This is a genomic window from Aquimarina litoralis (assembly GCF_039523995.1).
GTDB lineage: Bacteria > Bacteroidota > Bacteroidia > Flavobacteriales > Flavobacteriaceae > Aquimarina > Aquimarina litoralis.
Genome location: NZ_BAAAGE010000001.1, coordinates 1,308,979 through 1,326,926 on the forward strand (window position 1 = coordinate 1,308,979; position 17,948 = coordinate 1,326,926).

Annotated in this window: 15 protein-coding genes; 4 read left to right on the forward strand and 11 right to left on the reverse strand. The window is 32.2% G+C overall.

The features are described 5' to 3' along the window. Positions 1–8: 8 nt before the first annotated feature. Complete coding sequence (locus ABD077_RS05320) at positions 9–716, reverse strand: LytR/AlgR family response regulator transcription factor (RefSeq protein WP_343911192.1); 708 nt, start codon at positions 714–716, stop codon at positions 9–11. Positions 717–726: 10 nt separating this feature from the next. Continuing rightward, positions 727–1,875 carry a sensor histidine kinase gene (locus tag ABD077_RS05325; RefSeq protein ID WP_343911194.1) on the reverse strand — a complete coding sequence of 383 codons (1,149 nt, stop codon included), beginning with the start codon at positions 1,873–1,875 and terminating at the stop codon, positions 727–729. A 237-nt stretch (positions 1,876–2,112) separates the two neighbouring features. Here ABD077_RS05325 and ABD077_RS05330 point away from each other — a divergent pair, with 237 nt between their 5' ends. Further along, a complete protein-coding gene (locus ABD077_RS05330) occupies positions 2,113–2,562 on the forward strand; it encodes a hypothetical protein (RefSeq protein ID WP_343911196.1) in 450 nt (149 codons plus the stop codon). 54 nt (positions 2,563–2,616) lie between these two features. Next, complete coding sequence (locus ABD077_RS05335) at positions 2,617–3,435, forward strand: DUF2306 domain-containing protein (protein ID WP_343911198.1); 819 nt, start codon at positions 2,617–2,619, stop codon at positions 3,433–3,435. Between the two features lie 4 nt (positions 3,436–3,439). On the opposite strand, the gene ABD077_RS05340 is transcribed toward ABD077_RS05335, so the two are convergent. Beyond that, a complete protein-coding gene (locus tag ABD077_RS05340) occupies positions 3,440–4,258 on the reverse strand; it encodes a Rossmann-fold NAD(P)-binding domain-containing protein (RefSeq protein WP_343911200.1) in 819 nt (272 codons plus the stop codon). Between the two features lie 8 nt (positions 4,259–4,266). Then, positions 4,267–6,642, reverse strand: a complete 2,376-nt coding sequence (locus tag ABD077_RS05345) for a M28 family peptidase (protein WP_343911202.1) — start codon at positions 6,640–6,642, stop codon at positions 4,267–4,269. A 311-nt stretch (positions 6,643–6,953) separates the two neighbouring features. Here ABD077_RS05345 and ABD077_RS05350 point away from each other — a divergent pair, with 311 nt between their 5' ends. Continuing rightward, positions 6,954–7,424 carry a CBS domain-containing protein gene (locus ABD077_RS05350; RefSeq protein WP_299604373.1) on the forward strand — a complete coding sequence of 157 codons (471 nt, stop codon included), beginning with the start codon at positions 6,954–6,956 and terminating at the stop codon, positions 7,422–7,424. 2 nt (positions 7,425–7,426) lie between these two features. Here ABD077_RS05350 and ABD077_RS05355 read toward each other — a convergent pair whose 3' ends face one another. The 4 genes from ABD077_RS05355 to ABD077_RS05370 form a co-directional block, all read right to left on the reverse strand. Beyond that, positions 7,427–8,023 (reverse strand): hypothetical protein, encoded by a 597-nt coding sequence (locus ABD077_RS05355; protein WP_343911204.1) that lies wholly within the window; start codon positions 8,021–8,023, stop codon positions 7,427–7,429. A 118-nt stretch (positions 8,024–8,141) separates the two neighbouring features. Next, positions 8,142–8,492, reverse strand: coding sequence for a hypothetical protein (locus tag ABD077_RS05360; protein ID WP_343911206.1), 351 nt, complete (start codon positions 8,490–8,492; stop codon positions 8,142–8,144). A gap of 137 nt (positions 8,493–8,629) precedes the next feature. Further along, positions 8,630–10,102, reverse strand: coding sequence for a cellulase family glycosylhydrolase (locus ABD077_RS05365; RefSeq protein WP_343911208.1), 1,473 nt, complete (start codon positions 10,100–10,102; stop codon positions 8,630–8,632). A 267-nt stretch (positions 10,103–10,369) separates the two neighbouring features. After that, positions 10,370–11,272: a histone deacetylase family protein gene (locus ABD077_RS05370; protein ID WP_343911210.1), complete on the reverse strand. Its 903-nt coding sequence runs from the start codon at positions 11,270–11,272 to the stop codon at positions 10,370–10,372. Between the two features lie 137 nt (positions 11,273–11,409). Between ABD077_RS05370 and ABD077_RS05375 the strand changes: the two genes are divergently transcribed. Continuing rightward, entirely contained in the window at positions 11,410–12,660 is a 1,251-nt protein-coding gene (locus ABD077_RS05375) for an MFS transporter (RefSeq protein ID WP_343911212.1), read from the forward strand. 79 nt (positions 12,661–12,739) lie between these two features. Here the strand turns inward: ABD077_RS05375 and ABD077_RS05380 are convergent, their stop codons facing one another. From ABD077_RS05380 to metG, 3 genes are all read right to left on the reverse strand, one after another. Next, positions 12,740–13,648: a hypothetical protein gene (locus ABD077_RS05380; protein WP_343911214.1), complete on the reverse strand. Its 909-nt coding sequence runs from the start codon at positions 13,646–13,648 to the stop codon at positions 12,740–12,742. A gap of 639 nt (positions 13,649–14,287) precedes the next feature. Continuing rightward, complete coding sequence (locus ABD077_RS05385) at positions 14,288–15,754, reverse strand: hypothetical protein (RefSeq protein ID WP_343911216.1); 1,467 nt, start codon at positions 15,752–15,754, stop codon at positions 14,288–14,290. Between the two features lie 90 nt (positions 15,755–15,844). Continuing rightward, positions 15,845–17,911 (reverse strand): methionine--tRNA ligase, encoded by a 2,067-nt coding sequence (gene metG / locus ABD077_RS05390; RefSeq protein WP_343911218.1) that lies wholly within the window; start codon positions 17,909–17,911, stop codon positions 15,845–15,847. Between the last annotated feature and the right edge of the window lie 37 nt (positions 17,912–17,948).

Consider the following 17,948-nt stretch of genomic DNA (forward strand, 5'->3'; position numbering starts at 1 on the left):
TTAGATTTCTATTTCTTCCATAATTTTTCCTCTACAACCGTTTTTAACACTTGATCTCGGTAATTTCTACTTAACGGAATAGAGGTATTCTGAATTTGAATTTCATGGCTAATTACAGTATCAATTTTTGTAATAGCTATAATATATGATTTGTGAACTCTAATAAAATGTTGCGGATTTAATTTTTCTTCAATGTCCTTTAGGTTTAGCAATGTTATATGTTTTCCTTTGGTCGTATGAATGGCTACATAATTCTGTAGACCTTGTATATAAAGGATATCGTTACAATATATTTTTTCGTATTTATGCTCGCATTTTACAAAGAAGTAAGAATCTTCAGTATTCTTTTTATTAGACTTTAAAATAAATTGTTCTTTAGCCTTTTGTACAGCCTGTACAAACCGATCAAATGTGATAGGCTTTAATAGGTAATCCAAAACATTTAGACGAAATCCCTCTATAGCATAACTTGGGTATGCTGTGGTGATAATTACCATGGGTAAGTTTTTAGTAATTTTCAAAAAATCTATACCACTCATTTTAGACATCTGAATGTCTAAGAATATCAAATCGATCGTCTGTTGATCCAATATTTCCGACAATTCCAACGGATTTTCGCAAGTGTCAACGATCGTTAAAAAATCAACTTCTTTTGCATAATTAGAGAGTCCTTCTCTAGCTAATGGTTCATCATCAACAATAACTGTTTTTATCATAGTGTTTTTTTTATGAAACCATATTTCTGTTTTGTACCACCTGATCGTTCATAATCAATTCTTCTAAGGTAATTCTTAAGCTAATACTAAATCGGGTTTTTTGATGATCAATTTTTAAATCATATTTTTTGGGATATAGTAAATCTAACCTTCTAGTCACATTTTCTAGTCCAATTCCACCGTAAGTGGAAATCTTTTCAAAGTTATTTTTGTTCTCAATACTATTATCAACATAAAAATGTAGGCAATTATCATTGTCTAATTGCGCTCTTATTTCAATCCAATTAAGCATGTCTTTAGAATTAGACACATGCTTAAAAGCATTTTCTACAAAAGTGACTAGAATAAAGGGGGCGATTCCCATTGGGATTTTATTGGCTAGATGTACAGAAAGATCAATCTTTAGGTTTTTATTTCTCCTTAACTTTTCTAAGGCTACAAAATTTTCTAAATAGCTGATTTCTTGATCAAATGGAATGAGCTGTTCATTACATTCATATAGTTGGTATCGAAGTAAATCCGAAAACTTGGCTAAAGCAGTAGAAGCTTCACTAGGCGCTTTATGAATTAAAAAAAATATAGAATTGATAGTGTTGAATAAAAAATGAGGGTTGAACTGATGTTTTAAAAATTTAAGTTCTGTAGTTAATTTTTCGTGTTCTAATAACTGCTGCTTTTGTTGATTTATCAATGAGTTTTTAGCAAGTTTTATACATAATCCAAGTAATAATGTTCCAGAAGTAGCGGGTAAAATTTCTGAAGTAAGCGTATGAAAATAAGTCTCTCCTTTTTCTTCATTAAAAACGCAAAAGTAATCCAAAGGTTCTCCAATGATAAAGGCACTCAAAAAATAGCAGCCAAACATAATGCAACTTATGATTCCTATCCATATTAATAGTGATATAATATATGTTGTTAATTTTCCTTTGTAAAGGTATTTAGGTAATAATACATAAAGATTAAAATACGTGGCCAAAGTATGTACTACTACATAAAACAGAAATATGACATACCTCGGTGAGAAAAACATAGCTTTATAGGCTACGGATAAGCTTAGTTCAACCACACCCCAAGAAAAGAAGTAAAAACTCCAAAATACGAAATGGTAGATTTTATAAGTAAAAAACCAATTTGCCTTTATTTTTTCTAGAGGTAGCATGGTTTTAAGATATAAAAAAGGAATTAATTTATACGATTATTTTATCAAATACCACTTTTTTTTGATCAAATACAACTTCTAAGGTGTAACGGGTTGTTTTTTATATTTAGTTACCAATATATAAGCCAAGATAGCTTGGTTTAGTAGTTTGTCAAAAGCTTGCTTCCACTTATCAAAACTCTTTTGATAATAAGGTTAAATAAGGTTGTTTTACTATTCAATTAACATCTTACTACAATGAACTTAAGTAAAGCAAAAGATAAATCATCAACAGATAAAAAGGGTTATGTGGATATATCTAAGATTAGACTTTATCTTATGAAAGGTCTGTATATACTTACTTTTTTGACACTAGGTTATAGTTCTTGGTCCGAAATCCTATATCCGAGTGAACAATGGGGACCTTATGATGGAGTCACTTATAGTTTTTGGGCGTCTTATGCAGTGCTGATGGGAGTAGGTATAAAATATCCATTAAAAATGCTACCCTTATTGCTACTGCAACTATTCTACAAATCGGTTTTCTTTTTTGGAGTATATATTCCGTTATGGATATCGGGCAGTCTTCCAGAAACTTTTAAAGGTTTTTTAAAACCATTTGCTATAGGAATCCCGATAGATCTTTTAGTGATTCCCTGGATATATGTTTACAAGGCTTATTTCAAAAATCTATTCAAATTCAATTAGACGTGTCACTCCAGAATATCAATTTCATCAATCATATTATTAAAGTTTAAAGTTATGAATACAACTTATATCAATGAAACTAATACCATAAGGTCACAAAAAATGCTAAATATTAGTGCTAGAGTTTGGTTCACTATCGCAGTATTAGGACAATGGATTTTTGCATTTTATGTAACTACGTTTTACGGAACAGCGGCAATTGAAGGTAATTATCAGAAATGGAACGAAGTACTACCGCATGGTTATACAGAAGGAGCTACCATTAGTAATGTTGTAGTGGGTATTCATTTGCTGTTTGCTGTGATTATTATCATAGGTGGGCCACTACAATTTATTGATAAGATTAGAATGAGAGCACGGTCTTTTCATCGGTGGAATGGAAAAATATACCTTGTTACCACATTTATTGCTGGTTTTAGTGGAATTTATATGATCTTGTCCAAAGGTTCTGTTACAGGATGGATTGGTGATATAAGTGTAAGTTTTAATGGGATTCTAATGATGATTTTTGCTGTATTTGCATGGAGAACAGCTTTGCAAAAAAACTTTGTATCTCATAATCGTTGGGTATTACGTTTGTTTCTTGCTGTAAATGGAGTGTGGTTTTTTAGGATAGGGTTGATGTTGTGGTTATTTATCCATGGAAAACCAGTAGGGTTTGATCCAGAAACTTTTAGAGGACCGTTTATTACTTTTTTAGGATTTGGTCAGTATCTTATTCCATTAGGAATCCTTGAAGTATATTTGAAGGTAAAGGATAGAAAAATACCGTTGGAGCAGTGGAGTATGACCATGGTTCTATTTATTTCTATAATAGCTACAGGTATCGGTGTTTTTGCAGCCACGGTCGGTATGTGGTTGCCAAGATTATAATATATTAAGAGTTATATAAATCATGAGTGAAATCATATTGTAATGATTCATTTACTTTGGTAGAAGCAATTACTTTTCCTTTGGAGGAAGATTCAAAATCATAATCGGGAATGGGTAAATTCATTTGCTTACAGATAGTACTGTAGTATTCGGACTTTGCAGGATGATCTGGATAAGATGCATTGAAAATTTGATCCCATTGATCCATTTCAATTATTTTTTGGATAACACCAATACAATCTTCTCTATGGATTAGGTTTACAGGAGCTAATGGATTCTGAATGTTTTTTCTTTTAGATAGCATCGTTGCAGGATGTCTTCTACTATCAAACAAACCTGCGAAACGAAGTATGGTAGCCTTGAAACTAGGATGACTTGTTAGTAGTTTTTCGGTTTCAATAAGTTGTTTTCCAGCATTTTTTGTAGCATTAGGAATAGTATCTGATGTGATTTCTGGAAATCCCTCTTTATCTGTATATACAGAAGTAGAACTTATAAAGAGAACTTTTTCTACTCCTGATGTTATGATATAAGGAATTATATGTTCAATTTTAGTTACAAAATTGCTTTCTGGATTTCTTCTTAGTCCAGGAGGAACATTAATAATTAAGATTTTACTGTTTTCTAAAAATAATGCTTTCTGGTTTTCTGACTTAGTTTCTTTTAATTCAACAATGTAAGGGTCGATACCAGAGTTTTTTAAAATGTCTAATTTGTCGACAGAGGTCGTCGATCCTTTTATACTATATCCATTCGCAATAAGACGATTTGCCAACGGTAATCCTAACCATCCTGTACCTAGAATACTAATCTGCTTATTCATATAATATTTTATAATTCTACGGCTAAGTTAGTGCGGATACTACTAGAATCCATAGTTTTTTCTACATATTCTAATCTTATTGTCTTTTTAATTGTAATAGCATCGTTTAATACAAAAGGTTTAGGGATCATGTTTTCTGATCTTTTCGGTATGGAGAATAGCTCACTTTCTAACAAATCATACGAAGATTCATATAACACGATTTCAGGAACTGAGTCTTTATGAAATTCCATTCTAAGTTCTAATGGCTCATTATCTCTTAGATGATATGTTAATAATCGGTCATCTGTACGTTTTTTAAAGGAGTTATGAATCGTCCCATCTTTGTTTATAATATCTTTTGTGGTTACTCCATTGGCATATAAACTTTGAAACTCAAATGATTCACGCACGAAGAGATCCATCCTGTTTACATCTCGTTGAGGTCGAATACAAATGTCTAAGATTCGTTTTTCTCCTGCAATACTGTCAAAAGATGTTTCTATCTTAGAAGATTTGATATCTTTTAGAGGAGCCTGATTTACATAATTAAATGCACTACTATACTTGCTTTCGATGGTGTTTTTGTTCCAATCTTTAGCTAAGTTTTTGAGGCGATCAATGTAATTCTTGGTCCAAGAGTCGAGTGTATGATCATAAGAGGTCCAATATGCTTTCTGTTGATCCTCGTGTAAAACGTAAATAAGGCTATTTGGCTTTTGTCTTTCCTTTGTAAAGTCCGATTTACAATGTGCTATCCCAATACAAGCTAATGCTGCTAAAAAACTAATAGTTCCTAAAAGACTCTTTTTAGAATAAAACCCGATTACAGGGATGACCAGTGTACATAGAAAAACGGTTAAAATAGAGGAAGCAAAAGCTATTTTTAATCCCAATGCTACGGGAAAAGAAGCAATAAAAGGGGCAATTAAAAAAATAGACGGCAAACTTAATAGTAACATCAAACAAGGAAAAGGCCTCTTTTGGTTAATAAGTACAAACTGACAAACTAAACAAAAGAGCACAGGAATGATAAAGTAACTTGCGCCTTGAAGATAAATACTAGCTCCGGTACAAATAAGTATCCAGAAAAATAAAGGTGCAACCAGTAAACTGGGTAATTCTTCTACCTTATCAAATATGCTATACACTTTAAAGAAGGCTGCTGTCCCTAAGAATACAGTTGCGGCAATATAATAATATCCATTGTACGGAAAACCATGTAAAATATCGTTATATCCAGGATATATAATTAGCGCTACTTTCCAAAGTCCAAAACCTAAGACACCTGCCAATCCTGAAGATATTATAAATGCTAAAAACCCGCTACCCACTTCACTAAAAGAGATACGCTTTTTGGATCTTCCATAAATGATAAAACCAATAAACAAAATGATAGCAACGCCTAATAAAGGGTAGATCCAATCAAAAGGATACTTGATTACTTTGAATATAGGTGTGTTGAAATATAAAAAGTCTTGTTCCGAGGTAAAGTCGTTGATATTGGATTTAGAAAAGTAAGAGAGTAAGGGCATGAGATAACTGCCCTGATGTTGTAGGGTGTTAAGATCAAGGTTTTGCCAAGTGTCATTGGCAGTATGGTAGTCGAAATGGTCATCTATAAAAGCAAAATTGTATCCAGGAGTGTTTCCGTGTTTTCTAAAAACGGTAAGATCTGTATCGTTAGGAAGCGATTTATAAATACTATATGCTAATGAATTAGTAACGGGAAATTGAGGATCTGCTTTGATAAATTCATCAATCATTTTACCATTTTTGCTATTGGTTTCTAGAAGCATATATGAGTTTCCTCCACTTCCTCTAGCTTCAAAATTTAGAACCAAACCTGCATCTTTTGCCCATGGATGTTCCGATACAAATAAATCCGCCCCATTTAGTCCTAGTTCTTCTCCATCCGTAATGCAAATCACAATATCATTTACGGGTATTTGTTTTGTATGTAAAAATGCTCGGATTCCTTCTAAAATAGTGGCTACACCACTTCCAGCATCACTGGCGCCGTACGATGAATGTTGACTGCTGTCATAGTGTGTTAATAAAACCAATGATTTTCCTGAGTTCGAACCCTTGATTTTGGCTACTATGTTCTGAGGCTTACTCATGGTTCCTCTATCACCTATCGAAAAGCCCTCTTGGATTTGTGGGGATAAGCCTAATTTTTTTAACTCTTCAATAATATAGTTTTTTGCTTGATCATGTCCTGAACTTCCAACGTAATGAGGGTTTTGGGAAATGTTCTTTACGTGTTCTAAAGCTCTTAATGTAGAAAATTCTTGTTTTGATGTATCTAAACCCGAAATTGTCTGAGGCATACTACTGTAAAAGGTATACCAAATCGAGAAAAGTATGGATATAAATGTTAATACTGCAAGAATTTTTTTCATCAGTTGTTGCTTGTTTAGTTAGTTGAGTTGTAAATATTTGAAATTTAAATGTTTAAGAGTGTTTTTTTAAGGTTGTAATAATTGAAATCGCTATCATTTTTATCAAATTGATTCTTATCTTCTTCATTTCAGTACTATTTTTTCAAGATTATTCTTGTTTGGTGTTGTTTTTTATGAAAAAATCAATTTTTATTAGAAAATTCATGTTGATAAAGGTAATAAAATAAGATTTTAGAACCTTTAATGTTAAAATGATATTGAATAACTAATGTAAAATGACTATATTTAAGATTCACTAAATCACTATAATTATGGGAATTATAAGTTTTCAGGGCGCGAGAACCAAAGTTAAAAGACAAGACAATACTCCAATTAAGGTATCAGATTACATGACCAGAAATTTGATTACTTTTTCTCCTAAACAATCTGTTTTAGAGGTTATGGAAACCTTGGTAAAAAATAAAATTTCTGGAGGGCCAGTAGTTAATGAACGTAATGAATTGTTAGGTATTATTTCTGAAGGAGACTGTATCAAGCAATTAAATGAGAGTCGTTATTACAATATGCCTATAGATGATGCTCAAGTGGAGCGATTTATGGCTAAAAATGTTGAAACTATTGATGGGAACATTAGTATTTTTGACGCTGCAAATAAATTTTTAGAAACAAAAAGAAGACGATTTCCTATTATTGAAGATGGTAAATTAGTAGGGCAAATTAGTCAGAAAGATGTAATGAAAGCAGCTTTAAAAATGAATAGTCAACATTGGAGGGATTTATAATACTATTTGTTTTTAGGATTTAACGCTTTAACGAGATCAGTAATTATCAGTTTTTCTTCTTGGTTTCCGGAGATATATAAACTTTTGGAAGAATATCGATCAAAGTTGTGGTCGGATTCTTTCCAATTTCCGATACCTAATACTGTTATTTTTTCACCTATTTCGATGATGCCTTCTTTGTATCGAAGACTTTTGTTAAACCCTAAAAATCCGGTACTTTTTCTGCCATGTGTATGTAAATACTTTTCTAAAAACTCGGGAGCATCTTTCCATGTTCCTGAGGTAAATTCTGCATCTTGATTTAAATAGGTGGTTTTATGAGATTTTGGAATTTCGGCCATCACAATAGCTTTATCTCCATTACTTTCAATAATAAAGTTTTGAAATTTCTCTTCTTTAATTATAGTGCGCCAAGAACTGCTTTTTCCATTGCTTCTTTTTTCTTCTATTTGTATTTTATAATACACGCACTTTCTTTGGCTTAATGGTGATAAGAGAGCCTCATCAATTGGAAAAGCTTCTCCCTTAATTTTTATGTATTCACCTTCTTTACATAGTTGAATTCTTTTAAAAGCGTGCTCTTTTAATTTTCGGAGCATTTTATTTTTCTTACTGTATATCTGGGATATAACAATGACAACGATAAAGGCTATTAAAAAAATAAAAATGAAACCACTTTTTCCAATATCTAGCTGTAAAGAATGAAGAAAATACATATTAACTGTTCCTTTTTACTAATGCGTAATATTCGTTTTCTAATGGAAGATATCCTTGATCGTAAACAAAGTAATATACCGTTCCTGCTTTTGTAGTGTATATACTAGTGAAAAATTGAAAATCAAAACCTTTAGAAATTAGTCTTGATTTGGTAGTTTTTGTTTTTTCTTTTGGATTTAGTTCTTCCAGTATTCTATAGTTTTTTCTAAGACGATTATTGATATTTCTTACCAAGTTTTTACTGTCTTTATTGAGTTTATTGTTAAAAGCGTTTCTACAATAATCACTACAGAACTTTTTGTCTGCTCTACCAATAATTTTTTCACCACATTCCGGACAGTCTTTTTGCATGTTCTTTTGTTTACTTGGCAAGATACAATAATCAGATGTAATCGTTTGTACGTGTTTTTGTTATATGTAGAATTTCGCATAAAAAAAGCGGTTTATTATAATAGTAAACCGCTTTTTCAACACTATTAGTTGTTATATTATCGAATAATAATCTTCTTTGTAAATACTTCTTTTGAGTTAGAAGGTGTAACTTCTGAAAGATACATTCCTGCTGTTAGTTTAGAGATATCATATCTGTAGCTGTCAGAGGATAAAACATCATTTTGTATAAAATCTACTTTTCTTCCATTCAAATCATATATTTTGATAGACTCTATACTTCCAGGTTTATAGTTAAAAGTTACTATTTGCGAAGCTGGATTTGGGTATATACCAAATGATATGTCAGAAACATCAGTTACGCTTAATGTAGATCCAGAACAGTTAGGTATTGGATTAGATAAAATAGGTTGTAGATAATCCATTTTCCATTGTACCACAGTTGTCCAATCGTTATCTAAAATACCACCTGTATCTCCAGAATTGGGATTTAACGCCCAAAAAGTGAAATGTAATTTTTCTTCTTTGATATAATCAATGAATTTTTGGAACCAAATTTCATCTATTCCACCTTTAGTTTTAATTCCTAACTCTCCTACTAATAAAGGAGATGTTCCATTCGTATTAAGGAAGTTAAATTGTTCTTCCCAAATACCTGGCATATTATCCGGGAAATCAGGTGCAGAAAACCATTCTTGCTCAAAAACCGTTGGTCCATATTCATGTGGAGAATACATGAGTTTTGCTGGATTCGATAGTCTAACCGGAAAGTCTCTTGCTCCTTGTAAATTTCCTCCCCACCAATACGATGTTACTTCTCCATCTGGTTTTCTATATGCTTCGATCCCTTCTACCATTATTAGTACGTTAGGATTTACTTCTAAGATTGCATTTCCACACTTCTCAGCTGCTAAGCGCCAGTCAAATTCATCATTTGTTCCCCATCTGGCACCTTCTGGATTGTCAATTTTACCGTTAGGTTCATTATTAATATCCATTCCGATAACTGCGTCATAATCTTTGTAACGATCTGCTATGAATACCCAATCATCGATCCATTGTTGTTCAGGAACATTATCGGTATACCATAATTTTTCTACTAGGTATGCATCAGGATTTCGAGAATGACAGTCTAGAATTACCTTCATATCATTTTCTTGGCACCATTGAATAGCTCGATCTAGTAATTGTAGAGGAGTAGTATAACTCGCTTCTTCTTCATTCATGGGAGATACACCACTATAAGGATCAGTTCCGTATGAGTTTATGGTTATCGAAGCACCATCTCTTAGCATCATATTATGCCAAGGAATTCTGAAACAATTAAAACCTAGATCTTTGGCTTGCTGCAATACACTTTTGTGATCTCTAGACCAAATACCATGGAAACTGCTAAGTTGGGTTTCGAATCCAAACCAGTTAACACCTGCTAGGATTACTTCATTTCCATTAGAGTCTAATAATTTGTTCCCGCTTACGCTTAGCCAATTACCTTGACAATTTTCTTGGGAAATAGTGATTCCCGACGACAATACCATTGCCATCAAGAACATGATGTAGTTTTTTTTCATTTTAGTTAAGCTTAGTAATGATTTGTATGACTCCTAACGTTAAGGTATTACAGTTTAGTATTTAGGAAAATCTTTTTAGGTATTCTTCTGATTTTTACTTTAAATATTCGCTTTTCTTTATGTTTTGATATCCGTTTTTGCGATTAGTGTAATTTTCTATAGTAAGTTATTAGACAAATTCCCTAAAGTTATTCGTTTCGAATAAGGTAAAAACTTTAATAAATAATCAAATAGTATCAGTCAGCTGCTGTTTGAATTTAGCATGTGTTAAAAGAAGATATCTTGTGCTAATCTAAAAGTGTTGGCATGTGCATCAATGATGATTTTAATGTCTGGTGAATATCCACCTCCCATAGAGCACATTACTGGAATTTCTAGATCTTTACAGGTCTGTAACACAAATCGATCTCTTTCTTTGCAACCATCCAAAGTGCATCCAAGTTTGCCTAGTTTATCAGAAGCTAAAATGTCTACACCGCATAAATAGTAAATAAAATCAGGTTTTTGCGTTTCAATAAGTTTAGGGAGTGTTTCTTTAAGTGCTTTTAAATATTCACTATCTCCGGTATTGTTGGCTAACGGAATATCTAGATCGGATTGTTCCTTCTTAAATGGATAATTACTAGCTCCATGCATGGAAAAGGTAAAGACCTCTGGATCCTTCTCGAAGATTTCTGCAGTTCCATTACCTTGGTGGACGTCGAGATCAACAATTAGTATTTTCTCTGCTAACTTTTTACTGAGCAATTGTCTCGCACCAATTGCCTGATCATTTAACAAACAAAAAGCTTCTCCACGATCTGTATAAGCGTGATGTGTGCCACCAGCGATATTCATAGCGATACCATTTTGCAAGGCATATTCAGATGCTTTTAACGTGCCATCGGCAATAATAATTTCACGATCTACAAGCTCTTGAGATAAAGGAAAACCAATCTTTCGAACTGCTTTTCGATCTAAAGACAGGTTGGTTAATGCTGTATAATATTCTTTGGTATGTACTGCTAAAATGGGTGTAGAATCTGAAATTTCCGGCGTAAAGAAGTTCTCTTTATTACAAGTGCCTTCATGTAATAATTGCTTCGGTAGTAGCTCGTACTTAATCATCGGAAATCGATGTCCTTCTGGTAATGGATGTTTATAGATTGGATGATATGCTATTTTTAGCATTTGATCAATAAGAATGATAAGTTCGATAAAGAAAAAACGAATATACTATCTTTTTTGTAATCACTAGATTTAAGCTTAAGCATCTCGAAAAATTTTAACGTAATACCATATCTTTATCGGGACAAACTACTCAATCAATGAAAAACGATCCATATTCCGCATTGCGATATAAAGAATTTAGTATTTTTTTAGTTTTGCGTTTTTCTTTGGTCATGGCTTGGACCATGCAATTTATTGTTATTGAATGGCAAGTGTATAGTATTACAAAAGATCCTCTTTCTTTGGGTATCATAGGTCTTATGGAGGTGATTCCAGCAGTATCATTGGCTTTATTTGCCGGCCACATTGTAGATCAAAAAGAAAAAAGAAATTTACTTCGTATCTGTATTCTAGGTTTTTTGTGTATTAGTTTGGGATTGTTTTTTCTTACTAATCCTGAAATTATAAACTCTATGGAACAATCCACTGTATTATTTGGAATATACGTGTTGGTTTTCTGTGGTGGGATTGTTAGGGCTTTTTTAGGGCCAACTATTTTTTCTCTTTTGGCATTATTAGTACCAAAAAAAATATATCCAAATGCCGCAACTTGGAGTAGTTCAACTTGGCAAGTTGGCGCAGTATTGGGACCTGCACTAGCTGGTTTTATGATCAATCTAATTGGCGTAAATTGGTCTATGCTGGTTATTGTAGGTTGGGCCACTTTTGCTTTTATATGCTTGATGAGAATTCCTGTAAAACCAATAATGAACCCAAATATCGGAGAGCCAGTATTACAAAGTTTGAAAGAAGGAATTCGATTTGTTTTTAAGACGAAAGCTATATTAGGAGCACTTACATTAGATATGATCGCTGTTCTTTTTGGTGGTGCAGTAGCTTTATTACCTGTTTTTGCTCAGGATATTCTTAAGGTAGGTCCTCAGGGATTTGGGGTTTTAAGGGCAGCTCCAGCAGTAGGAGCATTTATTATTATGTTTACTACAGCGTATTTTCCAATTAATAAAAATGCAGGAAAGAAGTTGTTACTAGCTGTTTTTGGATTTGGAATCTGTATTATTGTCTTTGGACTTTCTTCGGTTTTTTGGATATCAGTGGTTGCGCTCTTTTTTAGTGGTATAACGGATGGCATATCAATGGTGATACGTCAAACAATATTGCAACTAAAAACACCAGACCATATGAGAGGAAGGGTCTCTTCAGTAAATTCAATATTTGTGGGGTCTTCTAATGAATTAGGAGCTTTTGAAAGCGGAATTACTGCAAAATATATGGGAACTGTAACTGCAGTTGTGTTTGGAGGTAGTATGACATTAATCACTGTGATTCTAACTTCTGTACTCTCTCCAGCGTTTAGAAAACTGGATCTTAGAAAGGATTTGGAAGAATAGTAAAGCCAATTTTAGTTTTCGGAAATCTTGGTAATATATTAAATTTTATTAGATAGGATGCTTTTTTTGCGCTTATGATTTACATCCTAAATATTGTATATTTTTTATCTTCGGTATTGTAGTAACCATAATAAAGCTTTTCTTTATTCCTTACGATATGTACTGCCTTTGGAGATTTTAGTGTTTTTTCAAAATCTTTTAATAAATCATAGTTGTTTAATGGAATTTCTCCTTTCACATGTTCAAAATCTTCACTAAATAAACAATTTATATAAGTAGCTCTATTAGAATACGAGAATGTATAGTTAGTTGAAAAAGAGTTAACCCCGAGAGAACTATTAGAAAAATTTATGTTTTCTAGTCCTCCCTTTTTGGTAATACCTCCAAGAACTATATTGTATTTTTTGTTTACTTTCTGTGCAGATATTCCTAATTTATCAAAAGAAATTTTTCTTAGATATTTGGCGGTTTTTTCAAGTTCTCTATAATCAGAATATGTTCCGTTTTCTACAATGATAGGACCATTTTTAATGGTAATTGAATCGTTTTTTGTTAATGAATACTCTTTAATTAAGGAGTTTGTTTGGAAATTATGAATTTGAAACTTCATTTTTTCTGAAGAGCAAGCCAGCAGAAAAAGATACTTGTCAAGAAGAAAAGTGTTATTCTTTTTAAAGCCTTTTTTTATTGAGGGTTTTTCAAAGAATTTATAGGTTAATTTTAAAGTAGTTAAATCAACGGTGAAAAAATGAGCTACTTTATTATTGCTATCTACTCCAATAGTGATAAAATTATCTTTATGATAAAGTTTTATGTCTTTAACAGTTGTTTCTAAAGGATTGATTCCGTTGTGCCTGATGTTAGAAAAATTACCCGAAAAACCTTCTACAACATTTAACATGCTATACAATGTTCTTTTTTCTTGTGGTCGATAAGGGTTTGGGTGTTCAATCGTTCGTAGAGAGTATGTTTTTTTTGTTGGGGTCAAATTTTTATCTAATGTGTATAAATTTAATGTTGATGTAGATTTAACAACAGTTAGAAAATATAGTTGATTTTTATTAATTATAAAATCAAGAAAAATCTCGTTATTTAATTTTAAGTCTAAGCTTTTTTGAGAAGAAGTGTGATCAGTGATATTAAACTTGATAGTCCCAAAACGGGTTTTGTTTATGTTTGAAAAGAAAATATGATATATGTTGTTTTTTATTTGGTGCCCAACATAGGTTTTGTATTTCGACGGAAATGAATTGATTTTGAACCGTTGTTTTTCTTTGAAATTTTTATCGAATAAAATTGCATCAACTAATTTTTTCTGAAATAGAATTAACATGAATTCACCATTTTCCTCATTTTTTATGATTAATGATTGGTTTTGAAAACCAAAGTTATTGTTAAAAGTGTAATCAGTCTCGAAAACCATCTCCTGAGAAAATACAGAAAAATTACCGTAACAAAATATAGCAAAAAGTATACTGATATATCTGGTTTTACACTTTATGAAGAGAAGGTTTAGCATTATGTATTGTTTTAAGTTTTATAAGGATTTGGAAGAAGAATAAAGCTAGTATTTAGTTTTTAAAAACTATCTAAAGCTAACCAATTTTATGTGGAGATATGTCGGGCACTATTCTTCGAATTTATATAGTTTGAAAATTTTTTCTTTTGGATCAAAATAATTGAAGTGCAAAATCTCGTTATGTATAAAAATATTTATGGCATTGATTTTTTCTGGCAATGTTGTTTCAAAATCATTTAATATATCGTATTTGTTTAAAGGAATGTCACCTTGCGAATGATTAAAATTGGCATCAAATAAGCAGTTAATATATGTTGTTTTTGTAGAGGCATTATATCCTCTGTATCCATAAAAAGTTGGATTAAAGTTGAATGACATAAAGTTACCACCGCCTAGGGTTCCACCAAATCCAAAACCTCCTAGAGCTACGCTACCATGTGAAAATAGTGTGCCGCCAAGCACAATATCGTATGCATGGTCTACCTTGTAAGCAGAAATGCCTACGTTGCCTAAGGAAATATTTCTAAGGAATTTTTTGGTTTTTTCTACAGTACGGAATTTATCTTTTCTGAATAATTGTGAAATGTCAGAACCTTCAATAAAAATAGGTGAGTTTTTAAAATTAATAGAATCTTTTTCTTCTATAAGATATTCTTTAATTAACTGTTCTGTTTTTAAATCTAGTATGGAAAATTTTAATTTGATTTTGGAGCTAGAAATTTGAAATAGTTTATGATCAAAAACATAAGAATTACTTTGATCAAACTCTTCTCCTCTTTGTTCTATTTCATATCTTTTAAGTTTTGTTGCGAAGGTATCAAGGTTGATATGACATAACGTTGTCTCCTTTGAAGAGATGTCAAAACTTATTGTCAATTCATTATCCAAAGGATATAACTTAATCTGGCTTGAAGTAGTTTCTATAATATTAGGATTTCTAGATTCGATTTTAGAAATTCTATATTGTAATGGTATCCCAGCAAATAAATTTGAAACAGTAAGCTGTGAATTTAAGACTTCAATTTTAGGGAATTCTAATTTTTCTAATCTTACAACTCTTTTTGTAGGGTTTAAATCTTTATCAAAAAGATAAATATTTATATCAGATGTGTTTTCTGTAGTGGTTAATAGATGTATTTTATTATTATAGTTTATGCTTTCTATGTAAACTTCATTTTTTATTTTAAAATCTTCAAGAATTTTGATTTCTGAAGAATTGTTTGTGAAGTCAAGCCTTAAAACCGCAAACTTAGAATTTCTATCATTACTATAAAAAATAGAATATATTTTGTTGTTTACATTATAGCCTAAAATTTTACTGTATTTGGATGGTACTGTTCTGGAATATATTTGATTCGATATTTTGTATTTAGAATCTAATAAATAAGAATATAGTAGTTTTTTTTCTTTTAGTAAGAGTACCAGTTCATTTGTGCTTTTATTAGATATAGCGAAGGATTCTTTTTGGCTAAGATATGAAGTTCGAAATGTTTCCGATAACTCCAAGACTTTTTCCTGTGCAATTGATGAAAACACAATGGACCACACACTAATTAATAAAACTAATTTTTTCATCTTCTGGCTACTAGTTAATTATAAATTAGTTACAAAAACGGGATAAATGTTACCTCTCTTAGGTATAAAAAAGACTATTTTGATGATTGTTTAGCTAATCACCGCACCTGGTTTTACGTTTTCTTCTTCAGGGTTTAGAAATACTAATTTTCCGTCAGGTGTCTCTGTCATAAGAATCATACCTTCACTTTCTACACCTCTTAATTTTCTCGGTGCAAGGTTAACTAGAACGGTCACTTTTTTTCCGATGAGATCTTGGGGTTTAAAGTGTTCTGCAATCCCAGAAACGATTGTTCTTGTATTAATCCCTGTATCTACTTTGAGTACCAATAACTTCTTAGCTTTGGGCATCTTTTCAGCTTCTACAATAGTCCCAACACGTAAGTCCATTTTAGTAAAATCTTCAAAAGTAGCGGTGTCTTTTTGTGGTTCTAAAATTTTATTTTCTGCTTCGTTAGCTTTTTTGGTAGCTTCTAGTTTATCCAGTTGCTTTTGAATATCGGCATCATCTATTTTAGAAAATAACAATTCTCCTTTTTCGATTTTATGATCTGCCGCCAATAAAATTTCTTTATCAGCTATTTCATTCCACTGAACTTCTAAATTATTGGATGTTAGTGCGAGCATATTTTTTAGTTTTTGCGAAGTAAATGGCAAAAACGGTTCGGATAAGGTTGCCAATGCGGATGCGATTTGTAGTCCAACATACATAATTGTTTTTACACGTTCAGGATCTGTTTTGATAAGTTTCCATGGCTCTTCGTCTGCAAGATATTTATTTCCTAATCTCGAAACATTTAGTAACTCCTGACTTGCTTCTCTAAATCGATATCTTTCTATAGAGCTTCCAATAACATCGGGATAAGCCTTAAGTGCTGCTAAGGTTTGTAAATCCACTTCCGAAAATTCATTGGGAGTAGGTACAATGCCTTCATAATATTTATTGGTAAGCACCACAATACGATTTACAAAGTTCCCGAAATTGTTTACTAATTCATTATTGTTTTTATCCTGAAAATCTTTCCATGTAAAATCGTTATCCTTAGTTTCTGGCGCATTTGCAGTAAGTACGTAGCGTAATACGTCTTGTTTTCCAGGGAAATCCTCTAAATATTCATGAAGCCAAACTGCCCAATTTTTGGAAGTGGATAACTTATTTCCTTCCAAATTCAGGAATTCATTAGCAGGAACATTTTCGGGTAAGATATAGCTACCTTCCGCTTTAAGCATACTTGGGAAAATAATACAATGAAATACGATATTATCTTTACCAATAAAATGGACAAGCTTTGTGTCTTTGTCTTTCCAATAAGGTTCCCAATCTTTACCTTCTCTTTCTGCCCATTCTTTAGTAGAAGAAATATAACCAATAGGTGCATCAAACCATACATATAGTACTTTTCCTGCTGCACCTTCTACCGGAACCGGAATACCCCAGTCTAAATCACGAGTTACAGCTCTTGGTCTTAGTCCATCGTCTACCCAAGATTTTATCTGACCATATACATTTGTTTTCCAGTCTTTCTTATGACCAACTAAAACCCATTCTTTTAGGAAGTCTTCATATTGATCCAATGGTAAAAACCAGTGTTTGGTTTGTTTTAATGTTGGTTTTGCTCCAGAGATGGTTGACTTTGGGTTAATAAGATCGGTAGCATTAAGAGAGCTTCCACAGTTTTCGCATTGATCTCCATAGGCTTCTTCATGTCCGCATTTTGGGCAAGTACCTATAACAAAACGATCCGCTAAAAATTGATCTGCTTCTGGATCGTATAATTGTTCTGAAGTCTCTTCGATAAATTTACCATCATCATATAGTTTCTTAAAAAACTCAGAAGCTGTTTCGTGATGAATAGGAGCAGAGGTACGAGAATAATTGTCGAAAGTAATACCAAAATCTTCGAAAGACTTTTTGATGATTGCATGATATTTATCTATAATCACTTGTGGAGAAACTCCTTCTTTTTTAGCTCGCATTGGTATAGCAGCACCGTGTTCATCACTACCACAAATAAAGGCTACATCATTCCCTGTTATTCTAAGATATCTTGAGTAAATATCTGCAGGAACGTAAACTCCTGCAAGGTGACCAATATGAATAGGTCCATTAGTATATGGTAATGCGGATGTAATTGTATATCTCTTTGATGTGCTCATAATGCTTGTAAAAATGAGGGACAAAGGTAATAAACGC

Excerpts from the sequence above, each read along its gene's own strand:
- ABD077_RS05320 (WP_343911192.1), bottom strand. The coding sequence starts at position 716 with ATGATAAAAACAGTTATTGTTGATGATGAACCATTAGCTAGAGAAGGA.
- ABD077_RS05325 (WP_343911194.1), bottom strand. The coding sequence starts at position 1,875 with ATGCTACCTCTAGAAAAAATAAAGGCAAATTGGTTTTTTACTTATAAA.
- ABD077_RS05330 (WP_343911196.1), top strand. The coding sequence starts at position 2,113 with ATGAACTTAAGTAAAGCAAAAGATAAATCATCAACAGATAAAAAGGGT.
- ABD077_RS05335 (WP_343911198.1), top strand. The coding sequence starts at position 2,617 with ATGAATACAACTTATATCAATGAAACTAATACCATAAGGTCACAAAAA.
- ABD077_RS05340 (WP_343911200.1), bottom strand. The coding sequence starts at position 4,258 with ATGAATAAGCAGATTAGTATTCTAGGTACAGGATGGTTAGGATTACCG.
- ABD077_RS05345 (WP_343911202.1), bottom strand. The coding sequence starts at position 6,642 with ATGAAAAAAATTCTTGCAGTATTAACATTTATATCCATACTTTTCTCG.
- ABD077_RS05350 (WP_299604373.1), top strand. The coding sequence starts at position 6,954 with ATGGGAATTATAAGTTTTCAGGGCGCGAGAACCAAAGTTAAAAGACAA.
- ABD077_RS05355 (WP_343911204.1), bottom strand. The coding sequence starts at position 8,023 with ATGCTCCGAAAATTAAAAGAGCACGCTTTTAAAAGAATTCAACTATGT.
- ABD077_RS05360 (WP_343911206.1), bottom strand. The coding sequence starts at position 8,492 with ATGCAAAAAGACTGTCCGGAATGTGGTGAAAAAATTATTGGTAGAGCA.
- ABD077_RS05365 (WP_343911208.1), bottom strand. The coding sequence starts at position 10,102 with ATGAAAAAAAACTACATCATGTTCTTGATGGCAATGGTATTGTCGTCG.
- ABD077_RS05370 (WP_343911210.1), bottom strand. The coding sequence starts at position 11,272 with ATGCTAAAAATAGCATATCATCCAATCTATAAACATCCATTACCAGAA.
- ABD077_RS05375 (WP_343911212.1), top strand. The coding sequence starts at position 11,410 with ATGAAAAACGATCCATATTCCGCATTGCGATATAAAGAATTTAGTATT.
- ABD077_RS05385 (WP_343911216.1), bottom strand. The coding sequence starts at position 15,754 with ATGAAAAAATTAGTTTTATTAATTAGTGTGTGGTCCATTGTGTTTTCA.
- metG (WP_343911218.1), bottom strand. The coding sequence starts at position 17,911 with ATGAGCACATCAAAGAGATATACAATTACATCCGCATTACCATATACT.